The sequence below is a fragment of the Spirillospora sp. NPDC052242 genome (assembly GCF_040679555.1).
GTDB lineage: Bacteria > Actinomycetota > Actinomycetes > Streptosporangiales > Streptosporangiaceae > Spirillospora.
This window is the reverse complement of the sequence record NZ_JBFAUZ010000021.1, coordinates 52753-76413: the sequence shown is the minus strand read 5'-3', so window position 1 is coordinate 76413 and position 23661 is coordinate 52753. Positions and strand designations below refer to the sequence as shown.

Genomic DNA, 23661 nt, shown 5'->3' with positions numbered 1-23661 from the left:
CGCGCGTCATCTGACAGCCGGAGCCCCTGCCGGAGCGGGGATCGGGGCCGCTGCGAGAGTGCTACTTCCGCGTGATGTAAATTAGATTTCCGAACATCGCGACGATCGGAGCCGGGCATGACGGGACCAGCCGCCGACGTGTGGACGGTGATGTCGACGGCGCGGACGATCCGCCGGTTCACCGGCGAGCCGGTCGACGACGCGACGCTGGGGCGCTGCCTGCGCGCCGCGACGTGGGCGCCGTCCGGGGCGAACGCGCAGCAGTGGCGGTTCGTCGTGCTCCGCTCGCCGGAGGCGCGCGCCGCCGTCGCGAAGGCGGCGGCGGAGGCCCTCCGGGTGATCGAACCCGTCTACGGGATGACCCGCCCGGACGACGGGGACGACGGCCGCCGCGCGCGGGCCGACCGCGCGGTGTACGAGCTGCACGACCGCGCGGGCGAGTTCACGTCCGTCCTGTTCACGCAGAAGCGCTTCCCGACGGCGTCGGAGCTGCTGCTGGGCGGGTCGATCTACCCCGCGATGCAGAACTTCCTGCTCGCCGCGCGCGCCCAGGGCCTCGGCGCCTGCATGACGAGCTGGGCGTCCTACGGCGGCGAACCGCTCCTGCGCGCGGCCGTCGGCGTCCCGGACGACTGGATGCTGGCGGGGCACATCGTCGTGGGCCGCCCCCGCGGCAACCACGGCCCCGTCCGCCGCCGCCCCGTGACGGACGTCGTCTACCTGGACCGGTGGGACGAACGCGACGGCCTCGACCTCGACCCGTCCTGACCCGCCCGGTCCCGGGACGTCCTCAGAGGGTGCGCAGGCCGCGGTCGGCGAAGGCGATCAGCCATTCGAAGCTCTCGTCGACGTCGGCGCTCCACTGGAAGCCGCCGCCCGACTGGAGCGTGGCGAAGCCGTGGAAGAGGCTGCGGAGCAGGCGCAGCGCGTGGTCCACGTCGGCCTCCCCGATCTCGTAGCCGCGCAGGACCGCCATGAACGCGCCGAGCAGCCGCGCGCCCGCGGCGGCCATCGGGTCGTCCGGGCCGGACGGCTCCACGCCGATCGTCGCGGCGTACCGGCCGGGGTGCTCGAGGACGAACGCGCGGAACGCGCGGGCCGCGGCGGCGAGGGCGTCGCGGCCCGCGTACCCCTGGATCGCGCCGCCGACGGCGTCGGCCGCCTCGCCCAGCGCCAGGGCCGCGATGCGCCGGTTCAGGTCCTCCTGGCCGTTGACGTGCTTGTACAGGGACGGGGTCCGCACGCCGACCCGCTGGGCGACCATGCTCATCGTGAGGCCGGCGAAGCCGACCTCGTCGGCGAGGTCGGCGCCCGCCGCGACGACGGCCGCCGCGTCCAGTCCGGCCCTAGGCACGGGCGTCCGCCGAGCGGAGGAAGTCGAGCACGAGCGAGGCCGTCCGGTCGGGGAACTGGTCGTGGGGGTAGTGCCCGGCGCCCTCGATCATCTCGAGGCGGCCGAGGCCGGACGGCAGGGCGTCCACGATCGCCGCCCCCTCGGCGCGCGGGTCCGCCCAGTCGGGGTCGAGGGTGCCCATCACCACCAGGACCGGGCTGCGGACGTCGCCGAGGTGCGCGCCCGCGTCGGTCGGGGCGCTGCGCCCCATGCGCTGCATGGCCTTCATCCGGCCGGGCTCGCGCATCAGGGCGTCGATGCGGCGGAGCCGCTCGTCCCAGTCGTCCGGCTTCGTGCCGGGGTAGGCGACGTCGAGGTAGGAGCGCCACAGCGGCAGGCTGCCGAGCGCGCCCGTGCCGAGCAGCCGCAGCATGCCCCGCCGGAACCGCTTCACCCGCAGGTCGCCGAGCCGGACGGACTGCTTGCGGGTGAACGGCGCCAGCTCGACGACCGCGGTGACCAGCTCGGGCGCCCGCGCCGCGGCGATGGTGGCGGCGCCGCCGGAGACCGAGTGGCCGACGAGGACGGCCGGGCCGCCCAGGTGGCGGATCACGGCGAGCAGGTCGCCGGCGATGGCGGTGCGGCTCCAGTCCGGCCAGTCGACGCTGGACTCGCCGCAGCCGCGCAGGTCGACCGCGGCGACCCGGTGGCCCGCCGCCACCAGCGCCGGGATCATCGCGCGGTACGCGGCGCGGCTGTCGCCCATGCCGTGCGCGAGGACGATCAGCGGGCCGGATCCCGCCACCTCGTATGCGATCGTGCCGCCGTCGACGGCGAGGTACTCGGTCATGACGCCTCCATGGCTAAGAGCATTAGCTAAAAGCTAATGTCATTCGCCGACGGTGTCAACACCCGCCGGGTCATGTTCGGCGGCGATGCGGGAAGAGGTCCCACGCGGTGATCGTTGTAGGGGACCCGGGGACGGACGGGCGGGCGCGGCGGCGCCCGCGGGAGGGGGACGAGCTCATGGCGGACCGTGCACCGGGCACCGGTTGAGCGTCCGACCATGGCACGCGGATCCGGCGACTACACGGGGCGGACGCAGTGCGGGGGCGACGCCCGCACCCCGCTGCGGGACTTCCTGCGCACCGAGACCGGAAGCGCGGCCGTCCTGGTGGCGGCGGCGGTCGCCGCGCTCGTCTGGGCCAACGCGGCGCCCGCGGCGTACGAGGCGTTCTGGGGCACGCACCTGTCCGTGCGGCTCGGCGCGCACGGGATCTCGCTCGACCTGACCGAGTGGGTCAACAGCGGGCTCATGACCCTGTTCTTCTTCGTCGTCGGGCTGGAGGCCCGCCGCGAGTTCGACATGGGGGAACTGCGCGAGCGCCGGCGGCTGGCCCTGCCGCTCGCCGCCGGGCTCAGCGGCATGGTCGTGCCGATCGTCCTGTACCTCGCGATCAACGCGGGGCACGGCACCGAGCAGGGGTGGGGCGTGGCGATGTCCACCGACACCGCGTTCGCCCTCGGCCTGCTGGCCGTCGTCGGCCGCCGCCTGCCGCCGGGCCTGCGGGTCTTCATCCTCACGATGAGCGTCGTCGACGACTTCCTGGCCCTCGCCGTCATCGCCGTCGCCTACGGCGACCGCCTCTCCGTGCCCGCGCTCGCCGCCGCCGCCGTCGCGTTCGCCGCCATCCTGCTCGTGCGGCGCCTCGGCGTGCACCGGGGCGCGGTCTACGCGCTGCTCGGCGTCGTCTTGTGGGCCGCGCTCCTCGAATCGGGCGTCGACCCGATCGTGACCGGGCTGGCCATGGGGCTGCTCACCTACGCCCACCCGGCGCAGCGCGCCGACCTGGAGCAGGCCAGCGGGCTGTTCCGGCTGTTCCGCGAGCAGCCCACCCCCGAACTCGGACGGGACGTGCGCGCCCGCATCGCGTCGGCGATCTCCCCGAACGACCGCCTGCAGCGCATGTACCACCCGTGGACGAGCTACGTGATCGTCCCGGTGTTCGCGCTGGCCAACGCCGGGATCGACGTCGGCGGCGGGGAGCTGGCGCGGGCCTTCACCTCGCCCGTGACCCTCGGCGTGCTCATCGGGTACGGCGTCGGCAAGCCGCTCGGCGTCGTCGCCGCGGCCGCGCTGACCACCGCCGCGTCCCGCGGGCGCATCCGGATCCCGATCGGCTGGGGAGCGCTGACCGCGGGCGGCACGCTGTCCGCGGCCGGGTTCACCGTCTCCCTCCTCATCGCGACGCACGCCTTCCACGGCGAGCACCTGGACGACGCCAAGATCGGCATTTTGAGCACGCTCGTGCTCGCGTTCCTGACGTCCCGGCTCGTCACCGCCGTGATCGCCGTCCTGCCGCCCGAGCCGCGGCTCCGCGCGCTGCTGGGGAAGGCGGAGGCGATCGTCGACCTGGCCGTGCCCGTCGACCCCGACCACGATCACGTGCGCGGACCGCGGCACGCCCCGGTGACGATGGTCGAGTACGGCGACTACGAGTGCCCCTACTGCGGGCGCGCCGAACCCGTCGTCCGCGAACTCCTCGCGGAGTTCGGGGACGACGTGCGCTACGTCTGGCGGCACCTCCCGCTGACCGACGTCCACATCCACGCGCAGCTCGCCGCCGAGGCCGCGGAGGCCGCCGCGCGCCAGGGCCGCTTCTGGGAGATGCACGACGCGCTGCTCGCCCACCAGGGCGCCCTGCGCGCCGGCGACCTGCGCGCGCACGCGGCCCGCATCGGCCTGGACGTCGCCCGCTTCGACCGGGACATGGCCGCCCGCGCCGGCGTCGCCCGCGTCGCCGCGGACGTCGAGTCGGCCGACCTCAGCACCGTCGCGGGCACACCCACCTTCTTCGTCAACGGGCGTCGGCACCACGGCGCCTACGACATCGCGAGCCTGTCCGCCGCGATCCGCGCCGCCCGCGAGCGCGCCGCCCTCACCGGCTGACGGGCCGGCGGGGTGAGGGGCGTCACCGGCGCCGGACCGCGTGCCCGCCGCGCGGCTCGGCCGTGGTGCTCTCCGTCACACGCCCTCCGGTGATCCGTGGGATGTCGGAGCGCCCGGTCGGCCCGGTTTGCGCGGGCTCCTGCGCGCGTCCGGACGGCGGCGGAGGCGGGCGGAACGGGCCGTGTCCGGGCGGATCGGGGCGGGTGGGAAAAGATCGGGAAGAACATCCTGCGGGTGGGTGTTGGTAAGTCCTTGGAAGCTGCTTGACCAGGGAAAAGATCGCTTTTGGTCGGGTTTGCTTTCCTGGGGATGGTTGGTACCTTCAACCTGAACCTCGCAGCAGTTCGAATGCTGCGGTCGGCCGTGCCAGGGATGCGGCCGTCGTCGCGGAGCGGATCACGCACGCGACGCGCGCCAGGAACGCGCGCCTCTTCCAGAGCAGTCGCTCAGAAAATCCCAGAGCCATCGCTCAGCGAAATCTGACAATCCAGCGCCGTATCGCGGCGCGCAGGCCGAGTCCGCACGAGGCCCTGAGGGCCGAGCGGAGCCGGGGACCCGAGTACCAGGGGTGAATCGGCGCGTCCCGAGCGCGCCGTAGGGCTCTTCCATGCCCGAATCCGTCAGCTAACCCGGTAGGCGCCATGGGAGACAAGGAGATTCCCTGCATGACCGGTCGTTTCGATCGTATTAGCGAGTCCGTGAAGCGTCTCAACCCTCAGTCCGCCGTGCAGCGGCTGGCCCCCGTCGCGGCCGTCAAGCGGCTGAGCGCGGAGGAGCGGGCCGTCGGCGTCGCCGTCGGCGCGGTGCTGGCCGGCACCGTCGGGCTCGCCACGTTCCACCCGCTCGGCGGGGCCGACGCGGCCACCGAGGCGCACGGCGCGGCCGGCGGCGGCGCCGTCGCGGTGGCGCAGAACTCCGCGAAGACGGAGGCGTCGGGCGCGATGACCGCGGCCGAGGCCAAGGCCGAGGGCTGGAAGGTCCCGCCGCGCGCCGTCGAGGCGTCCGAGGTGATCGACCTGGCCAAGGAGCAGGTCGGCATCCAGGAGGAGGGCCCGGGCGACATGACCAAGTTCCACGACTGGTACGTCTCGACGCCGCACGCCGAGGCGACCGCGGCCCGCGACGGCGGCTTCTCCGTCGACGCCTACAAGGGCGCCCAGTGGTGCGACATGTTCGTGTCCTGGCTCGGCTCGCAGACCGGCGTCAAGAACATGGGCTGGGACGCCTACACCGTCCAGCACGCGAGCTGGTTCAAGGACGAGGGCCGCTGGGGCCAGAAGGCCAAGCCCGGCGCGGTCGTCTTCTACGACTGGAGCGCGGGCTCCGGCGGCGACATCGGCGCCATCGACCACGTCGGCATCGTCGAGAAGGACAACGGCGACGGCACCATCAGCACCATCGAGGGCAACGTCGACAACTCCGTCCAGGAGAAGACCCGCGACAAGGGCCAGGTCGTCGGCTACGGCTACCCCGACTACGCCTGATCCCCCGATCACGCCCGAAGGCGCCCGGCATCCCGCCGGGCGCCTTCGGCGTCTCCGGACGGCCCCCGGACCCGGGCGCGGTGCCGGGTCACCCGTCCAGCGCGGGGACGACGGACGCCAGGAACGCGCGCAGGCCGTCCTGGACGTCGACGGTCTCGCGGTCGTAGAGCCACTGGGCCTGCAGGCCGTTGAGCAGGGCGATCGTCATGGTGGCGAGGGTCTCCGGCGGAAGCCGCGAGTGCAGTTCGCCGCGTTCGTCCAGGGCGGTGAAGGCGGCCGTGAAGAAGCGGCGGAGCCTGCCGTAGCGGTCGGCGTAGTAGGCGTGCGCGGGATGGTGCGGCGACGTCGCCTCGCCCGAGATCACGCAGTGCAGCTCCAGCAGGCCCGGGCTGTGCGCGTTGTCGGCCGCCACCGCGAGCATGCCCCGCAGCGCCTGCAGCGGCTCCCCGGCGGGGTCGCGCCCGCCGGCCGCCGCCAGCAGGCCGGCGCTGCGTTCGCCGCGGAACTCCAGCACCGCGAGCAGCAGGTCCTCCTTGCGGGGGAAGTGGTGCAGCAGCCCGGTGTAGCTGATGCCGGCGCGCTTGGCGACGTCCTTCATCGTGGCGCCGTAGAAGCCGGTCTGCGCGAAGGCGTCCACGCACGCCTCCAGCACGCGGCGCCGGATCGCCGCCGACTTCGCGTACGGGCCGCGGGGCGTCCGAGAGGCCATGGCGTTCCCCCTCCATCCGATCGGCACGGGACCCCCACACTCTCCACCGGCCGGCCCCGGGACGGCCACATCGCGGCCGGGGCGCCGCGCCGCCCGCGGGTACGCTGGCGGGCATGCCGACCCTGCACGAGGAGGTCCTCGCCAAGCTCGGACCGCTGATCATCTCGGGGGCGCTCGAGCCGGGGTCGAAGGTCAACCTGGAGTGGGTGCAGCAGGAGTTCGGCGTCTCCCGGACGGTCGCCCGGGAGGCGGTGCAGGTGCTCGCGTCGATGCGGCTGGTCGCCAGCCGCCGCCGCACCGGCGTCACCGTCCTGCCGGAGGACGAGTGGGACTCCTTCGACCGCGCCGTGATCAGGTGGCGGCTCGGCGGGCCGGAACGGGACGTCCACCTGCACCAGCTCTCGCAGCTGCGCACCGCGATCGAGCCGCCCGCCGCCGCGCTGGCCGCCCGGTACGCGGACGCCCGGCAGCGGGACCGGATCGTCGAGCTCGGGGCGGCGATGGAGACGGCGGGCGCGGCCGGCGACCTGGCCACGTTCCTCGAGCACGACATCGCCTACCACCGGCTGCTGCTCGAGGCGTCGGGGAACGTGATGTTCGCCGGTCTCGCCCACGTCGTGGAGGAGGTGCTGCGCGGGCGCACGCGGCACCGGCTGATGCCGGCGCGGCCCAAGCCGGAGGCGCGCCGGCTCCACCTCGTGGTGGCCGAGGCCGTCGCCGGCCGCGAGTCCGAGGTGGCGCGGGCCGCGATGACCGCGATCTGCGTCGAGGTCGCCGACGAGATGGGCCGGCTGGGCGGCCACGGCGCCCCGTCCTGACCGGCGCCCGCCCCCACCGGAACTAGACGACCAGCCAAAGAAGCGAGGCGATCGCGAACACCGACAGGCCGAGCGTCGTCTCCAGGACGGTCCAGGTCTTGAGCGTGGTCTTCTCGTCCATCCCGAACAGGCGGCTCACCAGCCAGAAGCCCGAGTCGTTCACGTGCGACAGGACGGTCGCGCCCGCCGCGATGGCGACCACGAGCAGGACCAGCTTGACGTCGCCGAGGCCGGCGTCCGCGACCGCCCCGGCGATCAGCCCGCCGGTCGTGGTCAGCGCGACGGTGGCCGAGCCCTGCGCGACGCGCAGCAGGGTCGCGATGATGAACGCCTGCAGGATCAGGGAGATGCCGAGGTCGGACAGGCTCCCGCTCAGCGCGTCGCCGATGCCGCTGAGCTCCAGCACCCCGCCGAACATGCCGCCCGCGCCGGTGATCAGGATGATCGCGCACACCGGCCCGAGGGCCTGGTCGACGATCCCGCTGACGGTCGCCATCGACGCGTTGGGGCGGCCGAGCACCAGGATCGCGGCGATGACCGTGATCAGCAGCGCCACCGGGGTGATGCCGAGCAGGCTCAGGTAGTCGACCCAGGCCTGGCCCTCGGCGAGCACGCCGCTGTCGACCAGCGTCGTGAGCACCGTGTTGAAGGAGATCAGCACCAGCGGGATGAGCAGCAGGACGAGGACCGTGCCGAAGGACGGCGGCCGCCAGTCGGCGTCCTCGGCCTTGTCGCCGTTCCGCACCTCGCCGAAGATGACGTCCGGCACCGACACGTGGACCCTGGCGGCGAGGAACCGGGACACCAGCATGACGCCGACGTACCACGCGACCACCGCGATCGGGAGGCCGATGAGCAGCGTGAGCCCGACGTTGGCGCCGATCAGGTTCGCCGCCGCGACGGGACCGGGGTGGGGCGGGACGATCGCGTGCATCGCGGCGAACGCGCCCGCCGCGGGCAGCGCGTAGTACAGCACGGACCCGCCGAAGCGCCGCGCCACGGTGAGGATGATCGGGACGAAGACGACGAGCCCGGCGTCGAAGAAGATCGGGAACCCGAACAGCAGCGACGCGACGCCCAGCGCCAGCGGGGCGCGTTTCTCGCCGAACCGGCCGATGAGAGTGTCCGCGAGCGTCTGCGCGCCGCCGGTCACCTCCAGCAGCCGCCCGAGCATGACGCCGAACGCCACCAGCAGCGCGACGCCGCCGATCGTGTCGGCGAACCCGTACATCAGCACGTCCGGGATGTCGCCGGGCTCGAACCCGACGGCGACGGCCGTCAGCACGCTCACCAGGACCAGGGACACGAAGGCGTGCAGCTTCACCTTCATGATCAGGAAGAGCAGCACCGCCACGGCGCCCGCCGCTATCAGCAACAGCGTGACGGTGCCGAACTGCGGCTCGATCGCTTCCACGGCGCCTCCGTCCGTCCGACCCGCCCGTCGTCGGGCGGCGTACGCACACCTTGCCGCAAAGGTAGTACCTTTACAAGACCCGGCGTGTTTCGCCGTTCCGGCCGGTCACCGGCCCTTTCGCCGGTCCGCCGCGTCGAGCAGCAGCCGCGCCGCGACCCGCGCCCCGTCCGTGCGGATCCGTCCGGCCAGCGCCTTCGCCCGCGCCCGGGTCTCCGGCTTCAGGGCCGTTGCGAGCGCGGCCGACAGGGACTCGCGGGTCGGCACCGGGCCGAGGTGTGCCGCGCCGACGCCAAGCTCGGCGACCCGGCCGGCCCAGTACGGCTGGTCGCCCATCTGGGGCACCACCACCTGGGGCGCGCCCGCCCGCGCCGCCGCGGTCGTCGTGCCCGCGCCGCCGTGGTGGACGACCGCCGCCACCCGCCCGAACAGCTCCTGCTGGTTCACCTCGCCGACGGTGCGGCAGTCGTCCCGGTCGTCGATCGCCGACAGGCCCGCCCACCCGCGGGCGAGGACGACGCGGCGGCCGTGCGCCCGGACGGCCTCGACGGCCGTGCGGGCGGCGTCCGCCGGGGCGGGCAGGCTGCCGAACCCCACGTACACCGGCGGGGCCCCGGCGTCCAGGAACGCCCGGAGGCCGTCCGGCAGCGGGCGGTCGTCCGGCAGGATCCACGCGCCGGTCTGGACGACGTCCAGGTCCGCCGGTTCGCGCCAGGGGGCCAGGACCGGGTCCGCCGCGAGCAGCGGGCGGTCGCCGAGCATGTAGGCGCGGACGTCGCCCACCGGCGGCAGGCCGACGGACGCCCGGCCGGCGTTGAGCGCCGCGCCGAAGACCGCGTTGTAGTTCCGGACGGACAGCTCGTCCAGCTCCCGCCGGTCGGTCACCTCCGGCGGGATCGGACGGCCCGGCAGCGGCGTCGGCCGGTGGTGCGGCGACGGCAGGAAGAGCGGGCAGTGGCTCACGTGCACGGCGACGGCGCCGAGCCGCTCGGCCACCGTGCGCGCGCCGACCGCGGCGGGCACCAGGCCGGACACCACCATCGCGTCGCAGCCCCCGGCGGCCGCGGCGCCGAGTTCGTCCAGCTGCGTCGCGATCAGGTCCCGCGCGAACCGGGGCACGTCCGCCGCCGACGGCCGTTCCCCGTGCGCGATCGCGCGCGCCGGCGGCCCGACCGGCACCAGCGGCACTCCCGCCTCGGCCAGCCGGCCCGCGCAGTCCGGCGGCGCGCACACCACCGCCTCGGCGCCGAGCTCCCGCAGCCGCACCGCCAGCGCGGCCAGCGGCTCGACGCCCCCGCGCGAGTCGTACGTCGACAGCAATACCCGCATTTCGATTCCCCGTTTCCGCAGGTTCCGGCCTCGGGCGACGATTCTGCGGCACCGCCCGGGTCTTGCCGCAAGCCCCCGGGTGCGCTATAGATTGAAAATGGCGAGAGGTGTCCATTCCCCTCGTATTCGCGACCTCGCATTCACGAATGGGCGCGCGCGGAAAAGGCGTCCGCGAGGAGCGTTCAGGTCGCTTCCAGGGTGAGAGTCCGGGCGACGGACCGGCGGGCTGCGAGGCGGGCCGGGACGGCGGTGAGCACGGCCGTCACGGGCAGGGCGGCGAGCGCGGCGGCGAGCAGCAGCCAGCGGGCGGCCAGACCGTGTTCCCGGCGCTGAAGGGCAGGCACAAGACGAGGCCCATGGGGATGCCCGCGAGGGCGCCGGGCAGCGTCGGCAGCAGTTGCGCGGCGGACAGCCCGGCGGTGATCTGCGCGGGCGTCGCGCCGAACGTGCGCGCTACGGCCATCGTCGGCCGGGCGTCCTGCGCCGTCGTCCAGGTGACGGCGACGGTGTTGACGGCGGCGAGGACGATCAGCGCGAGGGTGACGGCCAGGATGACGTGGCGTTCCTGGGCGTCCCGCAGCGCGGTCGCCATCGCCGAGCCCGGATACCCCTTCGTCGGCTGGGCGTAGATCACCAGCAGGCCGATCACCGTGGTCATCGTGAAGGCGGTGTTGCAGGCGTGCAGGAAGGCGCGGCCGGGGCGGCGGGCGACCAGCCGCAGCCCGAGCAGGAGCGGGGTCGGCAGCAGCGCCGACACCCGCGTCAGCCGGGCCCGCTGCGCGGGCGGGCGGGCCCCGTCGGCGAGGGCGCCGACCGTGTCGGTGCGCAGGGCCCGCACGGTCGGGCCGAGGGTGGTCAGGACGGCCGCCGCCAGGGCGACGACGGTCGTGACGGCGACGGTGTCGCCGGACGGCCCGATCGCGGTGGTGATCAGGCTCCCGCTGGGATTCACGACGGCGGGCCCGGCCAGCCGCGCGGCGAGCAGGCCGAGGACGTCCGCGACGAGCGCCAGGGCGAGGTACTCGGCGAACAGGACGGCGGCGACGAGGCGGGGCGTGGCGCCGATCGCCTTGAGCAGCCCGACCCGGCGGGTCTGCCGCACGGCGCGTCCCGCGGCCAGCGTGGCGACGCCGCCGATGGCGAGGAAGGCGAGCAGCCAGCTCCCGATGGCCAGGATCGGCTTGCTGCCCCGGAGGATGACCTCGTCCTGCCCGGCGATCATCTCGGCGGACGCGAAGTGCGTCCAGGTGTCCGCGAACTCCGGGCCGAGCGGGGGATCGTCCCGGGTCAGCCGCTCGGCCGCGCCGGGATCCCGCAGCCTCAGGTAGGCGAAGGAGGTGACCGGGACGTCGTCGGACGACGCGAGCGCGCGGGTGTCCGGTTCGGCCAGCCAGACCAGGCCGCCGCCGTCGCTCGGCCCGCCGCCCGGGCCGATCCCGATCGCCCACGGGTAGACCGAGCGGGCCGCGGTCACCGCGATCCCGACGACGGGGTACGTGCGCCCGGCGACGGTGACGTCGTCGCCGACGCGGACGTCCAGCGCGGTGGCGAACCCGCGTTCGAGCACGGCCCCGCCGGGCCGGACCCAGCGGCCCGAGGTCACCAGCGGACGGTCGACCGGGCCCGGCTTCCCCGCGACGGCGTGCACGACCGCCGCGCCCGTGGCGCCGTGCGCCGTGAGCGACGTGTGGTACTGGCGGTGGGGGCCGCTGTGCGCGACCACCTCGGGCGCGTCCGCCAGGGACTCCAGGGCCCGGACGGTGGCCCGGTCGGCGCCGGGCGAGTACGCGGCGACGTCCGGTCCGGCCGTGGCCGCCCGAGTGTGCTCGTAGAGCTTCCCGGTGGCGCCGTGCATCGACAGGCCGAGGCTCAGCATGGCGGTGGCGGCGGTGATCGAGACGAGGAGGAACGCGGCCTGGGCGGGGTGCCGGCGCACGTCGGCCAGGACGAGGCGGAAGACGAGCAGGAAGCGGCCCACGGCGTTCGATCTCCTCATGCCTAACGGTTAGCCAATAGATAGCGGTCGGCCGCGACGGGTGTCAAAGCCGGTGCTCGCGCGGTCAGCCGGGCTCGACGATCCGGTTCTCCCACGCCCACGTGACGATCCCGACCCGGTTGCGCACCCCGAGCTTGGCCTGGATGCCCGACAGGTGGCTCTTGACCGTGCTCACCGAGATGAACAGTTCCGCCGCGATCTCCTGGTTGGTCCGGCCGCGCGCCAGGGCCCGGACGACCTCCAGCTCGCGGTCCGACAGCGGCGGGGGCCGCACGTCGCGCGCCGGTGCCGCGGCGGACGCCAGGTGCCGCAGCAGCCGGACCGTGACGGCCGGCGAGACCAGCGCCTCGCCGTTGCGGGCGGCCCGGACCGCCTCGACGAGCAGGGCGGGCCCGGCGTCCTTGAGGACGAAGCCCGCCGCGCCGCCGCGCAGCGCCCCGTACACGTACTCGTCCAGGTCGAAGGTGGTGACGACGACGACCCGCAGCGGGTCGCGCACCCGCGGCCCGGCCAGCGCGCGGGTCACCGCGATGCCGTCGAGCCGGGGCATCCGGACGTCCACCAGGCACACGTCGGGGCGCAGCCGCCGCGCCAGGGCGACCGCCTCGGCCCCGTCGGCGGCCTCCCCGACGACGGTGATGTCGGGCTGGTCCTCCAGGATCAGCCGCAGCCCCCGCCGGACCATCGCCTGGTCGTCGGCGAGCAGCACCGAGATCGTCATCGCGGCTCCGCCGCGGGCACCGGCAGGGTCGCCCGGACGGACCAGCCCGCGCCGGCCCGCGGCCCCGCGTGCAGCGACCCGCCGAGCGACTCGACGCGCTCCCGCATGCCGATCAGCCCGTAGCCGCCGCGGTGCGCGGGCCGGGCCGGGGCCGCCGGGGCGTCGTCGGCGACCTCGACGGTGATGCCCCGCGCGTCCCGCTCGACGGTGACCGTGACGGACCGGGCCCGGGGCGCGTGCCGCAGCACGTTCGTCAGCGCCTCCTGGGTGACGCGGTACACGGTGGTCGTCACCTCCGGCGGCCACCCGTCGTCCCCCTCCGGCATGCTCAGCCGCACCTCGGGGCCCTGCCTGCGGAAACGCTCCACCAGCGCCCCCAGGCGCTCCGGCCCGGGGGACGCCGGGGCGGCGTCGTCGGCGTCGCGCAGCAGCCCGACGATCCGCCGCATCGCGGCGAGCGCGTCGGTGCCCGCGGTCTCCAGCTCGCCGAGGTAGGCGCCCACCCGTTCCGGGTCGCGCCGCGCCACCACCTGGGCGCCCTGCGCCTGGAGCACCATGCCCGTGATGTGGTGGGCGACGACGTCGTGCAGCTCGCGGGCCAGCTCCAGCCGCTCGTCCCGCCGCACCCGCTCGGCCGTCGCGCGCGCCCGGACGTCCAGCGCCCGCAGCGACAGCCCCGCCCCGGCGGCGGCGAGCCAGAGCAGGCCGTCCAGCGCGGTGACCGCGGCGAGCCCGGCGGACGGCGGCCCGGCGGCGAGCTGCCCGGCGACGATCACCACCGGCCCGGCGGCCGCGACGGCGGCGGCCCGGACGGGCGCGAGGACCCGGAGCGCGGCGGCCGTCAGCACCGCGAGCCCGAGGACCATGGCCGGGCTGGGCTCGGCGGGGAGGTCGGGCCCGGCCGCGCGGGTGCCCGCGATGGCCGCGGCGGCGAGGACGAGCGCCGCGACCGCGGGCCACAGCGGGCGGCGCAGCCCGAGCAGCGCGGGCCCGCACACCGCCGCGGCGGACACGGCGCCCGGCACCCAGTACCAGGAACCCCAGCTCTGCGCGATGGCCAGCGCCTGCACGGCGATCGCCGCCAGGAACACCGCGCCGAGCCCGGCCGTCGAGGCGCCCCGCACCCATCCCCCCGGAACGCTCACGCCGGTCAGGGTACCGGCGGGCCGCCCGGACGGCGCCCGCCGCCGGACGGCCGGACCGGCGCGAGCACGCGCAGCAGCGGCCCGGTGACGACCCCGCCCGCGAGGATCACCGCGGCGAGGGCCGTCACTCCGCCGGGCCCGGTGACCCAGCCGAGCGCCGCCACCGCGACGCCGCCCGCGGCGACGGCGACGGCCGCGGGCGCGGGCAGCGTCCGCAGCGCGGAGCCGACGAGCACGGCGAGCGCGAGGGCCGCCACGGGCGACGGCTCCTGCGGCAGCCCGGCCGTCGCCGACACCCCCACGGCGGCGGCCGCGACGCCCACGCCCGCCGCCGCCGGCCACGTCCGCCGCCGTCCGCGCAGCAGCGCCAGCCCGGACAGCGCCGCCGCGATGCCGCTGGTGGGGACCCAGTAGGCGCCGCCCCAGCTCACGGCGAGCATGTACGCCGTGAAGGCGATGCCCAGGGCGAACACCGCGCCGAGCGCCGCGTTGACCAGTGCGCCCGGTCTCGCTGGAGACGGATCGTGCTCATGACTGTTGGCGAACGGCATGGAAGCCTGCCTTCGGTTTCGTGTGGTGGGACCGGCGGGCGCTCAGGCGCGCCGGACGCGCCGCAGCGCGATGCCGGTGAGGAGCGCGCCGGCGGCCAGGTAGAGCCCGGTCTCGGCCGCCTGGAACGACCAGTAGCGGTCGCCGGGCTGGTACTCGAGGTCGACGTGCAGGTCGAGGGCGGCGAGGCACACGGCGGTGTCGCCGAACGTGCCCTCGGCGCCGGTGCCGCCCGGGGTGCCGCCCGGGGTGCCGCCCGGGGCGTCGTCCGGGGCGTCGAGGCAGTTGTTGAACGCGTCGGCGTCGACCGTCCGTCCGTCCGCGGTGCGCATCGGGCTGGTGTCGCTGACCCACGCGTCGGGGGCGCCGGGCACCTGGAGCCCGCCGATGACGGGGTCGCCGGTGATGCTGCCCAGGTTCTTGGCCCCGTTGATGGTCTGCGCGGTCATCGGCAGGGTCGCCGTCTCGGACGGCATGAGGTGCGGCCGCACGAGGTTCGGCACGGCGAACTGGACGGCGAGGAACGCGACGCCGGTGAGGGCCATCGCGGGGAGCGTCCGGCGCGCGAACAGGCCGATCGTCGTGCCGAGGGCGAACGCGAGGAAGGCGTACCCGATCGGGACGATGTTGCGGGCGCCGAACTCGATCGTGCCGAACCGGTCGCCGGCGAGCCGGTCGTAGGGGGAGGCCGCCCAGGTCAGCAGGAGGGCGGCCAGGCCCGCCACGACCATCGCCGCGGCGCCCGCGAACGCCATCCTGCCGAGGAGCCAGCCGCGCCGGGTCACGCTCTGGCTCCACACGAGCCGGTGGGTGCCGAGCTCCAGCTCCCGGGCGACCAGCGGCGCGCCCCAGAACACGCCGGTGACGAGGGGGATCGCGCCGAGCCCGGCGGCGGCGAACAGCAGCGTCGTCCGGTAGGCGCCGAGGAACTGGCTCTTCGCCTCCGCGCAGCCCGCGGGGTCGGTGCATCGCGCGCGGTAGGCGTCGTGGGCGTCCCGGATGTCCATGCCGAGGTACAGCAGGTAGCCCGCGATCGCGGCGAGCGCGACGGCGGCGGCGAGCGCCTGGACGCGGAACTGCCGCCAGTTCAGCCAGATCATCGCGCGGCCTCCGGGTCCGGCGCGCCGTTCGCGCGCGACATGTAGCCGAGGACCAGCTCCTCGAGCGTGACGGGCTCGGCGCGGAACGGCAGCCGCGACGGCGGGAGGTCGGTGCGCACCACCGCGCCGCCGCGCTCCGCCCGGACGACCTCGACGCCCGCGGGCAGGCCGCCGAGGTCGCCGCCCGGCACCGACAGCCGGTGGTGGCGCGCCAGCAGCTCCTGGACGTCGCCCGCGACCTGGACCCGCGCGTCGCAGAGCACGACGAGGTGGTCGCAGACCTGCTCGATGTCGCCGAGCAGGTGCGACGACAGCACCGCGGCGGCCCCGAGTTCGGCGACGAACTCCATCAGGTTGGCCAGGAAGCCCTGGCGCGCCAGCGGGTCCAGCGCGGCGGCCGGCTCGTCGAAGACCAGCAGTTCGGGGCGCTTGGCGGCGGCGACCGTCAGCGCCAGCTGCGCGCGCTGGCCGCCCGACAGCCGTCCCGCCTTCTGCCCCGGGTTCAGCCCGACCTGCGCGATGCGCCGCTCCGCCAGGCCCTGGTCCCAGGACGGGTTCAGCCGGGCGCCCAGGCGGAGGTGGTCGGCCACGCTGAAGGACGGGTAGACCGGCGTGTTCTGCGCGACGAACCCGACCCGGGCCAGGTGCGCGGCGCTCGCCGCGGGCCGCGCCCCGAGGACGCGCAGCGAACCGGACGTCGGCTCCAGCAGCCCGCAGGCCAGGTTCAGCAGTGTCGACTTGCCGGCCCCGTTCGGGCCGACCAGCCCCACGACGCGTCCGGCCGGAACGCGGAGGTCGACTCCGCTCAGCGCCTCGCGGCGGCCGTATCTCTTCGTCAGTCCCTCGGCGTGCAGCACCGGGACCGGATCCTCATGCGACATACCCGCATCCTCGGGAACGGCCCCGTACCGCGGCACCGGCCCTAAGCACGGTCGGGCCCGCCGCCGGTCGTACTTTCGGCCGGTTCTCCGGCGGCCGTCGGGCATTGGCGGCGCCGCCCCGGTGTGAGATGGTGAGACGAAAGAAGTATGAACGTCTCACGGAGGCCGCCATGACCGACCTGGACGTCCGTCCCCGCGCCGCCGGCGCCATTCCCGGACCCGACTCCCTCACCTGGCGGTACGCGGGCGACTGGCGCGGCGCGCTGACCGGCCGCGCCACGCTGCTGCTGCAGGTGGCCCACCCGGTCGTCGGCGCGGGCGTCGGCCAGCACTCGGTGTTTTTGGAGGACCGGTGGGGACGGCTCATGCGCACCCTCGAGTCCACGTTCGACTTCCTGGGGTACCGCGGCGAGCAGCGGGGACGGCGGGAGGCGGCGCGGCTCCGCGAGGTGCACAAGGACATCAAGGGAGTGGACGACCAGGGGCGCCGCTACCACGCGCTCAACCCCGAGGCGTACCTGTGGGTGCACGCCACGCTCTTCCACGGCATGGTGCAGACCCAGCGGCTCTTCGGCCGCGGCGTTCCGGCGGCGCGGGAGGAGAAGTTGTTCGGCGAATGGCGCGACCTGGCCCTCGCCCTCGGCATCACCGAGCGCCACCTCCCCGCCGGCCCCGCAGCCTTCCGGGAGTACTTCGACGCCATGGTCGAGGACCGCCTGGAGTGCAACGACACCGTCCGGCTGCTCATCGACCTCGACCGGACGCCGCTCCCGCCCCCGCCGAACTGGCCGCTTCCGGACCCGGCCTGGTCCGGGCTCGCGCTGCCGACGACCGCCGTGCTGCGCCGGGTCGGCATCGGCGCGCTGCCGCCGGTCCTGCGCGAACGGTTCGGGCTGCCCTGGTCGGCCGCCGACGAGCGCCGGTTCCGCCGCCTCGCCGCCGCCATGCGGACGGCCGACCGGGGGATGGTCGGGCCGCTGCGCTACTCGCCGATCGCCTCCCGCGCGCTGCTGCGCGCCCGCCTGCGCCGGTAGGCTCGACGGCGGCATGAGCGACCAGGACGACGCGGGACCCGCCGACGACGCGGTGCTGCGCGGGCTGCTCGCCGAGCCGTCCGGGACGGCGTCCGGGCCCCAGGCCGACCGGATCCTGGACGCCGCGCTCGAACTCTTCACGACCTTCGGGCTCCGCCGCACCACGATGGACGACGTCGCGCGCACGTCCGGGCTCGCCCGCGCCACCGTCTACCGGCGCTTCCCCGGCAAGAACGACCTGGTCACCGGGGTCCTGCTGCGCGAGGCCCGGCGCTTCTTCGGCGAGCTCGACCGGTCCGTCGCCGCCTACGACACCCTCGAGGAGCGCCTCGTCGAGGGCTTCGTCACCACGTTGCGGATCAGCCGCGAGCAGCGGCTGCTGAACCGCCTGATGGTGCTGGAACCGGACGTCCTGCTCCCGCACGCCACCGGACGGGCGGGGCCCCTGCTGGCCGCCGCCCGCGGCTACCTCGCCCGCCGCCTGCGCGCCGCCCAGCGGCAGGGCGACGCGGGCGACTTCGACTCGGAGGTCGTCGCGGAGATCCTCGTCCGGCTCACGCAGTCGCTGCTGCTGACCCCGGCCGGGCTCATCCCCCTCGACGACGAGGGCGCCCGCGCCTTCGCCCGCCGCTACCTCGTCCCGATCCTGCGCTGAGCCCCGGCGCCCCGGAGCCGCCCCGGCCTCGGGCCCGCCCGAACGTGAGCGCCGCCACGCATGGAACGTCCGTTATGGGGGACGTTGTCGCCCGTACGGCGGACTCCTGGAGAGGAGGGCCCCATGGGCATGCTCGACAAGCTCAAGAACCGGACGCAGCGCGCGAAGGGCCGCGCGAAGGAGAGCGCGGGACGCGAGTCGCGCGATCCGTACCTGGAGGCGGAGGGCCGCAAGGACCGCGTCGCGGGCGGCGCCAAGCAGGTCGGCGAGAAGGCCAAGGACGCGGTCCGCGAGGCGGGCCGCACCACCGAACGCTGAGGCACCCGCGCACGGACGCCCCGCGCGAGCACGCGCGGGGCGTCCGTTGCGGTCAGCGGGCCACCGGGGAGCGTTCGGTGCGCCACTCCGCCAGCAGTTCGCGGAGGCGCTCCTCGTAGCGGGTGATGTTCGCCGTCTTGACGTCCTCGTAGCCGCGGACCATGTCCGGCAGCTCCGCGATCCGCACGGCGAGCTCGTGCCGCTCCGGCGACGCGCCGTCCCGGAGGCTCGCGACCAGCTCGTTCACGACGGCCACGTAGCCGGTGACGAGGCGGCGCTCCTCGCGGCGCTGCGCGGCGGCGCCGAACGGGTCGAACGGGGTGCCGCGCAGCCGCCGCATCGCGCGCAGCGCGCGGAACGCCGGGCGCGCCGTCCGGCCGAGCGCGATCTTCCGGTCCAGCCCCACGGCCCGGAGCAGCGGCGGGTGCAGCATGTACCGGACGGTGGTGCCCTCGCCGAACCGCTCCTCGACCTGCCGGGCCAGCTCCGGGTCGAGGTGCAGGCGGGCCACCTCGTACTCGTCCTTGTAGGCCATCAGCTTGTGCAGGTTCCGCGCGACGGCGACCGCGAGGCGCTGACCGTCGGCACCGGAGGCCCGCTCGGCGGCGGCGACGCGCATCACGGCCGCCAGGTACCGCTCGGCGAGCGCGAGGTCCTGGTACGCGGCGAGGTCCGGCACGCGGATCCGCAGGACGCGGGCCAGCTCGCCGTCCGCCCCGGACGCGTCGACCAGGCGCGCCGCGGCGGGCGCGGTGCCGTCCAGCGGGCGCCGCACCGGAGCGGGGGACGGCGCCGCGGGCTCGTCCGCCCAGCCCGGTTCGAGGACGAGCCGGCGCCCCGCCCGGAACGCCTGCACGTTCGCGTCCACCTGGACGCCGTTCAGCTGGAGGGCCCGCTCGATCGCGTCCGCCGAGAGCGGCAGCAGTCCCGCCTGGTACGCGGCGCCGACCACGACGAAGTTCGCGGTGGTCGTGCCGCCGAACCAGCGCTCGGCGAGCGCGAGGGCGTCGAACGCGACCAGGCGGGCGGCGTCGGTGCGGTCCGCGATCCGCCGGACGAGCCCGGCGCTCGGCGGCAGCGCCGCCGACGTGTCGGTGATCATGCGGCCGGTCGGCACCTCGCTGGTCGACACGACGGCGGCGGTGCGGCCCGGCGCGCAGCGGCGCAGGTTCGCGTCGGACGTCCCGGCCAGCGCGTCGAACACGAGGTAGGCGTCCGCGCCGCCCGCGCCGACCATGCCGGGACGGTCGCGGCCGGCGTCCCCGATCCGCAGGTGCGACACGACCGCGCCGGCCTTCTGGCTCAGCCCCGTCTGGTCGAGCGCGCGGGCGTGGCGCCCGTCCAGCAACGCCGCCATCGCGAGGACCTGGTTGACGGTCACGACGCCCGTCCCGCCGATGCCGACGAGCAGGACGTCCGCCGCCGCGGGACGCGACTCCGGTTCGGCGAGCGCCCCGATCTCCGGCAGGCGCGGCGCGGCCTTCGCCTTCCCCGGGACGACCGTCAGGAACGACGGGCAGTCGCCGTCGACGCACGAGTAGTCCTTGTTGCAGGACGTCTGGTCGATCTGCGTCTTGCGCCCGAACTCCGTCTCGACGGGCGCGACGCTCAGGCAGTTCGACTTCACGCCGCAGTCGCCGCAGCCCTCGCAGACCGCCTCGTTGATCAGCACGCGGGCCTGCGGGTCGGGCGCGAGCCCCCGCTTGCGCTTGCGCCGCGTCTCCGCCGCGCACGCCTGGTCGTAGAGCAGCACGGTCACGCCGGGCGTCGCGCGCAGCTCGCGCTGGACGGCGTCCAGATCGTCCCGGTGCCGGACGCGGACGCCCGGGGCCCAGTCCGTCCCGCGCGGGTACCGGGACGGGTCGTCCGCCACCACGACGATCTTCGCGACGCCCTCGGCGTGCAGCATCCGGGTGATCGCCGCCGGGTCGGCGCCGCCGTCGGCGTCCTGCCCGCCGGTCATCGCCACGGCCGCGTTGTAGAGGATCTTGTAGGTGATGTTCGTGCCCGCCGCGACCGCCTGCCGGATCGCGAGGCCGCCCGAGTGGAAGAACGTCCCGTCACCGAGGTTCTGGAACAGGTGCTCGGTGTCGCTGAACGGCGCCGCGCCGACCCACATCGCGCCCTCGCCGCCCATCTGCGTCGTCCCGATGGAGCGGTCGGTGAACACGGTCATCACGTGGCAGCCGATGCCGCTCGCGGCGATCGACCCGTCCGGGACGACCGTCGACCGGTTGTGCGGGCAGCCCGAGCAGAAGTACGGCGTCCGCGCCGCCCCCAGCAGCGTGATCGCGGGCTTGCCCGGCCGCAGCACGGGGTCGCGCAGGTCGACGTGCTCCGCGCCGATCCGGTCGGCGAGGAACCGGGCCAGCGCCCTGACGATCCGGTCCGCGTCGAGACCGCCGTCGAGCGGGACGAGCGCCCCGTCCGGCCCGGCCCCGGGGACGCGGGCCGCCGACTCCCCGTACGAGGCGGGCCCGCGCTTGCCGTACACGGCGGGACGGTCCGCCGCGTCGTACAGGACGTCCCGGACCTGCGTCTCGACGAACGCGCGCTTCTCCTCCACCACGACGATCTCGCGGAGGCCGCGCGCGAACTCCCGCACCCGGTCCGCGTCCAGCGGGTGGACCAGGGCGAGCCGCAGCAGCCGGACGCCCCGCCGGGCGAGCGCCGCGTCGTCCAGCCCGAGCCGGTCGAGGGCCTCGCGCAGCTCCAGGTAGGTGCGTCCGGCGGCCACCAGCCCGATCGCCGCGTCGCCGGTCGCGCCCTCGATCCGGTCGAGCCCGTTCGCCGCTGCGTACGCGGTCGCGGCCCGCAGCCGTCCCTCCAGCACCTCGGGCTCCAGGGCGACCGTGTCCTTCAGGTCGACGCCCGGCCGCCGCGTCGGCCGCCACGGGCGCCCCCGCCACGCGAACTCGGGGAGCACCGGGTCCGGCACCGGCGCGACGTCCACCACCTCGTGCGAGTCCGCGACGTCCGTGACGACCTTGAAGCCCGTCCAGGCGCCGCTGAACCGCGACATCTCGAACCCGTGCCGGCCGAGCCGCAGCACGTCCCCGACCGACGCCGGGACGAGCACCGGCATGAACGCCTCGGCGAGCGCCCCCTCCGTCGCCGACGGCAGCGTGGACGACTTGCACGACGGGTCGTCGCCCACCACCGCGAGCACCCCGCCGCGCGCGGACGTCCCGAGCCAGTTCGCGTGCTTGAAGGCGTCCAGGGACCGGTCCACGCCCGGCGCCTTGCCGTACCAGAGGCCGAAGACGCCCTCGTAGCGCGGCCCGGGCAGGTGCTCGGCGAGCTGCGAGCCGTAGACGGCCGTCGCCGCCAGCTCCTCGTTCACGCCGGGCACGAACCGGATGCCGTCCGCCTCCAGCAGCGCCGCGTCCCGCACGAGCTGCTGGTCGAGCCCGCCGAGCGGCGAGCCGCGGTACCCCGAGACGAACCCCGCGGTCTTCCAGCCGCGCCGGGCGTCCGCGCGCCGCTGGTCGAGCAGCAGCCGGACGAGCGCGTGGACCCCGCCGATCGCGATCCGTCCCCGGTCGAGTTCCAGCCGGTCGCGGAGCGGAGAAGCGATGGTATGCATGCCTGCATTAGCTCTCCGCGGTGAGCGTTGTGCAATATGGTCGGTCGATGGTTGAGCAGATTGCTCAATCCGGGGCCGGACGAACCGGGAAGGCTGAGCGCTGTGACCCGTACCACCCTCCTCGACCTGCAGATCCTGCGGCGGCTCGTCGAGCAGCCGCGGATCGGCGTCACCGAGCTGGCCGCGAAGCTCGGCATCGCCCGCAACACCGCGCACGCCCGCGTCGAGCGGCTCGAACGGGAGGGCGTCATCGGGCACCGCGGCCGGGAGGTCGACCTCGGCGCGCTCGGCTTCGAGCTCACCGCGTTCGTCACCCTGGAGGTCGCGCAGGGACGGCTGCGCGAGGCGGCGCTGGGGCTGGCCGCGATCCCGCGCGTCCTGGAGGTCCTCGGCATCACCGGCCAGGGCGACCTGCTGGTGCGCGCGGTCGCGCCGAACGGCAAGCAGCTCCACGAGGTGATCGACTCGATCCTCGCCTGCCCGGGCGTCCGGCGCAGCACCACCTCGATCGTCCTCACGGACCAGGTCCCGTTCCGCGTCGGCCCCCTGCTGGAGGACGAGGAGAAGCGGGCCCGGTCCGCGGAACGCAAACCGCGCGCGTAGCGGTCACCCGGTGAGGAACTCCCGCAGGCCGGGCAGGTCGTCGGTGTTGATGTGGTCCACGCCGGCCGCCCGCAGCTCCGTCCAGACGGCGTCCCGCGCGGGGCCCGGCGCGTCCGGGGTCGCCCAGAACCGGATGCGCTGCCCGGCCCGGTGCGCGTCGTCCACCATCTCGTGCAGCCGCGCGCGCTCGGCGGCGGGCATCGGGCCGACGCCGCGCCAGGTGAACAGGTTGTTCCAGTTGTCGCTGACCAGCGGCATCAGGCGGGCGTCGAGGGGGCCGCCGAGGTCGCCGGAGCGCCCGTCGTAGAACCCGTACCGCCGCTCGGCCGCCCGCATGGTCGCCAGCGGCCGGTTGCCGCTGATGACGGCCTGGACGGGCCCGCGGTGCACCTTCCCGCGCTGGTACCGGGCCAGCACCCGCCCGTGCTCGGCCAGTTCGGCCTCGACGGCGGCGTAGGTGGACTCGGCGTCGGTCTTGATGTCCACCAGCAGCTGGAACGTCCCGTTCCAGCCGGGGTACACGCTGCGGCCCTTGCCCTTGACCAGGTCGGTGAGCGGGTCCAGGTACAGGTCCTCGAAGGTGCCGGCCTCGGGCAGTTCCCAGGCGTCGTGCGCCACGAGCAGTTCGCCGTCGACGAGCCACACGTCGGCCTCGACGCTGGTGAAGCCGTGCTCCAGGGCGTCCAGCAACGGCCGCTCGTGGTGGTAGTCGTTGTGGGCGTGGGCCTGCGGCAGCGGGCTGCCGAGCTCGACGCCCGGCCGCGTCCCGGCCGCGGCGGGCGCCGTGAAGGCCAGGGCGAGCACGCCGGCCAGGGCGGCGGAGAAGAGCGAACGCATGCGTCCCTCCTTGATCACGATGGGGCGTCGTCGACCCCATCGCCCCCGGATGGACGCCAGGCGAACGGCTCGTCAGCGCAGCGCAGCGGGTGCGCGAACGGAGGCGGAGCCGTCCTCGACCGCCGGGTGTGCCTGCCCGCCCGACCGACTCCGGTAGGCCGCTACCGGACGGGCGGCCGCGATTTTCCCAGTGAACACTGGC

At 75.2% G+C, this 23661-nt stretch carries 21 protein-coding genes and 1 riboswitch; of the genes, 8 read left to right on the top strand and 13 right to left on the bottom strand.

Annotation, left to right across the window (positions count from 1 at the left end; genetic code table 11):
- Window positions 1–117: 117 nt before the first annotated feature.
- On the top strand, window positions 118–768 hold the full coding sequence (locus AB0L25_RS18820; RefSeq protein WP_500173712.1) for a nitroreductase family protein: 651 nt from the start codon (window positions 118–120) through the stop codon (window positions 766–768).
- 22 nt (window positions 769–790) lie between these two features.
- Here AB0L25_RS18820 and AB0L25_RS18815 read toward each other — a convergent pair whose 3' ends face one another.
- On the bottom strand, window positions 791–1354 hold the full coding sequence (locus tag AB0L25_RS18815) for a TetR/AcrR family transcriptional regulator (RefSeq protein WP_500173710.1): 564 nt from the start codon (window positions 1352–1354) through the stop codon (window positions 791–793).
- A complete protein-coding gene (locus AB0L25_RS18810; RefSeq protein ID WP_500173708.1) occupies window positions 1347–2183 on the bottom strand; it encodes an alpha/beta fold hydrolase in 837 nt (278 codons plus the stop codon). The genes AB0L25_RS18815 and AB0L25_RS18810 overlap by 8 nt, the downstream gene beginning before the upstream one ends.
- 216 nt (window positions 2184–2399) lie before the next feature.
- On the opposite strand from AB0L25_RS18810, the gene nhaA reads away from it, so the two are divergent.
- Window positions 2400–4283 (top strand): Na+/H+ antiporter NhaA, encoded by a 1884-nt coding sequence (gene nhaA / locus AB0L25_RS18805; RefSeq protein WP_500173706.1) that lies wholly within the window; start codon window positions 2400–2402, stop codon window positions 4281–4283.
- A gap of 525 nt (window positions 4284–4808) precedes the next feature.
- A riboswitch (cyclic di-AMP (ydaO/yuaA leader) is annotated at window positions 4809–4936 on the top strand.
- Window positions 4937–4981: 45 nt separating this feature from the next.
- Window positions 4982–5767 (top strand): CHAP domain-containing protein, encoded by a 786-nt coding sequence (locus AB0L25_RS18800; protein WP_500173703.1) that lies wholly within the window; start codon window positions 4982–4984, stop codon window positions 5765–5767.
- A gap of 88 nt (window positions 5768–5855) precedes the next feature.
- On the opposite strand, the gene AB0L25_RS18795 is transcribed toward AB0L25_RS18800, so the two are convergent.
- Window positions 5856–6476: a TetR/AcrR family transcriptional regulator gene (locus tag AB0L25_RS18795; protein ID WP_500173701.1), complete on the bottom strand. Its 621-nt coding sequence runs from the start codon at window positions 6474–6476 to the stop codon at window positions 5856–5858.
- A gap of 113 nt (window positions 6477–6589) precedes the next feature.
- Between AB0L25_RS18795 and AB0L25_RS18790 the strand changes: the two genes are divergently transcribed.
- The gene (locus tag AB0L25_RS18790) at window positions 6590–7294 is read left to right on the top strand and encodes a FadR/GntR family transcriptional regulator (RefSeq protein WP_500173699.1); all 705 of its coding nucleotides are present in this window, start codon (window positions 6590–6592) and stop codon (window positions 7292–7294) included.
- A 22-nt stretch (window positions 7295–7316) separates the two neighbouring features.
- Here AB0L25_RS18790 and AB0L25_RS18785 read toward each other — a convergent pair whose 3' ends face one another.
- The 8 genes from AB0L25_RS18785 to AB0L25_RS18750 all read right to left on the bottom strand — a co-directional run bounded on the left by AB0L25_RS18785 (window position 7317) and on the right by AB0L25_RS18750 (window position 16426).
- Window positions 7317–8708 carry a GntP family permease gene (locus tag AB0L25_RS18785; protein ID WP_500173697.1) on the bottom strand — a complete coding sequence of 464 codons (1392 nt, stop codon included), beginning with the start codon at window positions 8706–8708 and terminating at the stop codon, window positions 7317–7319.
- Window positions 8709–8813: 105 nt separating this feature from the next.
- The gene (locus tag AB0L25_RS18780; protein WP_500173695.1) at window positions 8814–10034 is read right to left on the bottom strand and encodes a glycosyltransferase; all 1221 of its coding nucleotides are present in this window, start codon (window positions 10032–10034) and stop codon (window positions 8814–8816) included.
- Between the two features lie 262 nt (window positions 10035–10296).
- Window positions 10297–12030 (bottom strand): ABC transporter permease, encoded by a 1734-nt coding sequence (locus AB0L25_RS18775; protein ID WP_500173693.1) that lies wholly within the window; start codon window positions 12028–12030, stop codon window positions 10297–10299.
- Window positions 12031–12094: 64 nt separating this feature from the next.
- Window positions 12095–12751 (bottom strand): response regulator, encoded by a 657-nt coding sequence (locus AB0L25_RS18770; RefSeq protein WP_500173691.1) that lies wholly within the window; start codon window positions 12749–12751, stop codon window positions 12095–12097.
- Entirely contained in the window at window positions 12748–13896 is a 1149-nt protein-coding gene (locus AB0L25_RS18765) for a sensor histidine kinase (protein ID WP_500173689.1), read from the bottom strand. The genes AB0L25_RS18770 and AB0L25_RS18765 overlap by 4 nt, the downstream gene beginning before the upstream one ends.
- A 5-nt stretch (window positions 13897–13901) precedes the next feature.
- Window positions 13902–14447, bottom strand: coding sequence for a hypothetical protein (locus AB0L25_RS18760; RefSeq protein ID WP_500173687.1), 546 nt, complete (start codon window positions 14445–14447; stop codon window positions 13902–13904).
- A gap of 42 nt (window positions 14448–14489) precedes the next feature.
- A complete protein-coding gene (locus AB0L25_RS18755; protein ID WP_500173685.1) occupies window positions 14490–15545 on the bottom strand; it encodes an ABC-2 membrane transporter-related protein in 1056 nt (351 codons plus the stop codon).
- On the bottom strand, window positions 15542–16426 hold the full coding sequence (locus AB0L25_RS18750; RefSeq protein ID WP_500173683.1) for an ABC transporter ATP-binding protein: 885 nt from the start codon (window positions 16424–16426) through the stop codon (window positions 15542–15544). Before AB0L25_RS18750 ends, AB0L25_RS18755 begins: the two co-directional genes overlap by 4 nt.
- 170 nt (window positions 16427–16596) lie before the next feature.
- On the opposite strand from AB0L25_RS18750, the gene AB0L25_RS18745 reads away from it, so the two are divergent.
- The 3 genes from AB0L25_RS18745 (at window position 16597) to AB0L25_RS18735 (ending at window position 18433) form a co-directional block, all read left to right on the top strand.
- The gene (locus AB0L25_RS18745; RefSeq protein ID WP_500173681.1) at window positions 16597–17460 is read left to right on the top strand and encodes an oxygenase MpaB family protein; all 864 of its coding nucleotides are present in this window, start codon (window positions 16597–16599) and stop codon (window positions 17458–17460) included.
- Window positions 17461–17473: 13 nt separating this feature from the next.
- Entirely contained in the window at window positions 17474–18115 is a 642-nt protein-coding gene (locus tag AB0L25_RS18740) for a TetR/AcrR family transcriptional regulator (protein ID WP_500173679.1), read from the top strand.
- A 123-nt stretch (window positions 18116–18238) separates the two neighbouring features.
- Entirely contained in the window at window positions 18239–18433 is a 195-nt protein-coding gene (locus tag AB0L25_RS18735) for a CsbD family protein (protein WP_500173677.1), read from the top strand.
- A gap of 52 nt (window positions 18434–18485) precedes the next feature.
- Here AB0L25_RS18735 and AB0L25_RS18730 read toward each other — a convergent pair whose 3' ends face one another.
- The gene (locus AB0L25_RS18730) at window positions 18486–22019 is read right to left on the bottom strand and encodes an indolepyruvate ferredoxin oxidoreductase family protein (protein ID WP_500173673.1); all 3534 of its coding nucleotides are present in this window, start codon (window positions 22017–22019) and stop codon (window positions 18486–18488) included.
- Window positions 22020–22121: 102 nt separating this feature from the next.
- Here AB0L25_RS18730 and AB0L25_RS18725 point away from each other — a divergent pair, with 102 nt between their 5' ends.
- Window positions 22122–22622: an Lrp/AsnC family transcriptional regulator gene (locus AB0L25_RS18725; RefSeq protein WP_500173671.1), complete on the top strand. Its 501-nt coding sequence runs from the start codon at window positions 22122–22124 to the stop codon at window positions 22620–22622.
- A gap of 3 nt (window positions 22623–22625) precedes the next feature.
- On the opposite strand, the gene AB0L25_RS18720 is transcribed toward AB0L25_RS18725, so the two are convergent.
- Complete coding sequence (locus AB0L25_RS18720) at window positions 22626–23459, bottom strand: phosphatidylinositol-specific phospholipase C/glycerophosphodiester phosphodiesterase family protein (protein ID WP_500173669.1); 834 nt, start codon at window positions 23457–23459, stop codon at window positions 22626–22628.
- Window positions 23460–23661: the final 202 nt, after the last annotated feature.

What these genes read in the sequence shown, in the direction of transcription:
- AB0L25_RS18820 (WP_500173712.1), top strand. Translation starts at nt 118, where the DNA reads ATGACGGGACCAGCCGCCGACGTGTGGACGGTGATGTCGACGGCGCGG.
- AB0L25_RS18810 (WP_500173708.1), bottom strand. Translation starts at nt 2,183, where the DNA reads ATGACCGAGTACCTCGCCGTCGACGGCGGCACGATCGCATACGAGGTG.
- nhaA (WP_500173706.1), top strand. Translation starts at nt 2,400, where the DNA reads ATGGCACGCGGATCCGGCGACTACACGGGGCGGACGCAGTGCGGGGGC.
- AB0L25_RS18795 (WP_500173701.1), bottom strand. Translation starts at nt 6,476, where the DNA reads ATGGCCTCTCGGACGCCCCGCGGCCCGTACGCGAAGTCGGCGGCGATC.
- AB0L25_RS18790 (WP_500173699.1), top strand. Translation starts at nt 6,590, where the DNA reads ATGCCGACCCTGCACGAGGAGGTCCTCGCCAAGCTCGGACCGCTGATC.
- AB0L25_RS18780 (WP_500173695.1), bottom strand. Translation starts at nt 10,034, where the DNA reads ATGCGGGTATTGCTGTCGACGTACGACTCGCGCGGGGGCGTCGAGCCG.
- AB0L25_RS18775 (WP_500173693.1), bottom strand. Translation starts at nt 12,030, where the DNA reads ATGAGGAGATCGAACGCCGTGGGCCGCTTCCTGCTCGTCTTCCGCCTC.
- AB0L25_RS18770 (WP_500173691.1), bottom strand. Translation starts at nt 12,751, where the DNA reads ATGACGATCTCGGTGCTGCTCGCCGACGACCAGGCGATGGTCCGGCGG.
- AB0L25_RS18760 (WP_500173687.1), bottom strand. Translation starts at nt 14,447, where the DNA reads ATGCCGTTCGCCAACAGTCATGAGCACGATCCGTCTCCAGCGAGACCG.
- AB0L25_RS18755 (WP_500173685.1), bottom strand. Translation starts at nt 15,545, where the DNA reads ATGATCTGGCTGAACTGGCGGCAGTTCCGCGTCCAGGCGCTCGCCGCC.
- AB0L25_RS18750 (WP_500173683.1), bottom strand. Translation starts at nt 16,426, where the DNA reads ATGTCGCATGAGGATCCGGTCCCGGTGCTGCACGCCGAGGGACTGACG.
- AB0L25_RS18745 (WP_500173681.1), top strand. Translation starts at nt 16,597, where the DNA reads ATGACCGACCTGGACGTCCGTCCCCGCGCCGCCGGCGCCATTCCCGGA.
- AB0L25_RS18740 (WP_500173679.1), top strand. Translation starts at nt 17,474, where the DNA reads ATGAGCGACCAGGACGACGCGGGACCCGCCGACGACGCGGTGCTGCGC.
- AB0L25_RS18735 (WP_500173677.1), top strand. Translation starts at nt 18,239, where the DNA reads ATGGGCATGCTCGACAAGCTCAAGAACCGGACGCAGCGCGCGAAGGGC.
- AB0L25_RS18730 (WP_500173673.1), bottom strand. Translation starts at nt 22,019, where the DNA reads ATGCATACCATCGCTTCTCCGCTCCGCGACCGGCTGGAACTCGACCGG.
- AB0L25_RS18720 (WP_500173669.1), bottom strand. Translation starts at nt 23,459, where the DNA reads ATGCGTTCGCTCTTCTCCGCCGCCCTGGCCGGCGTGCTCGCCCTGGCC.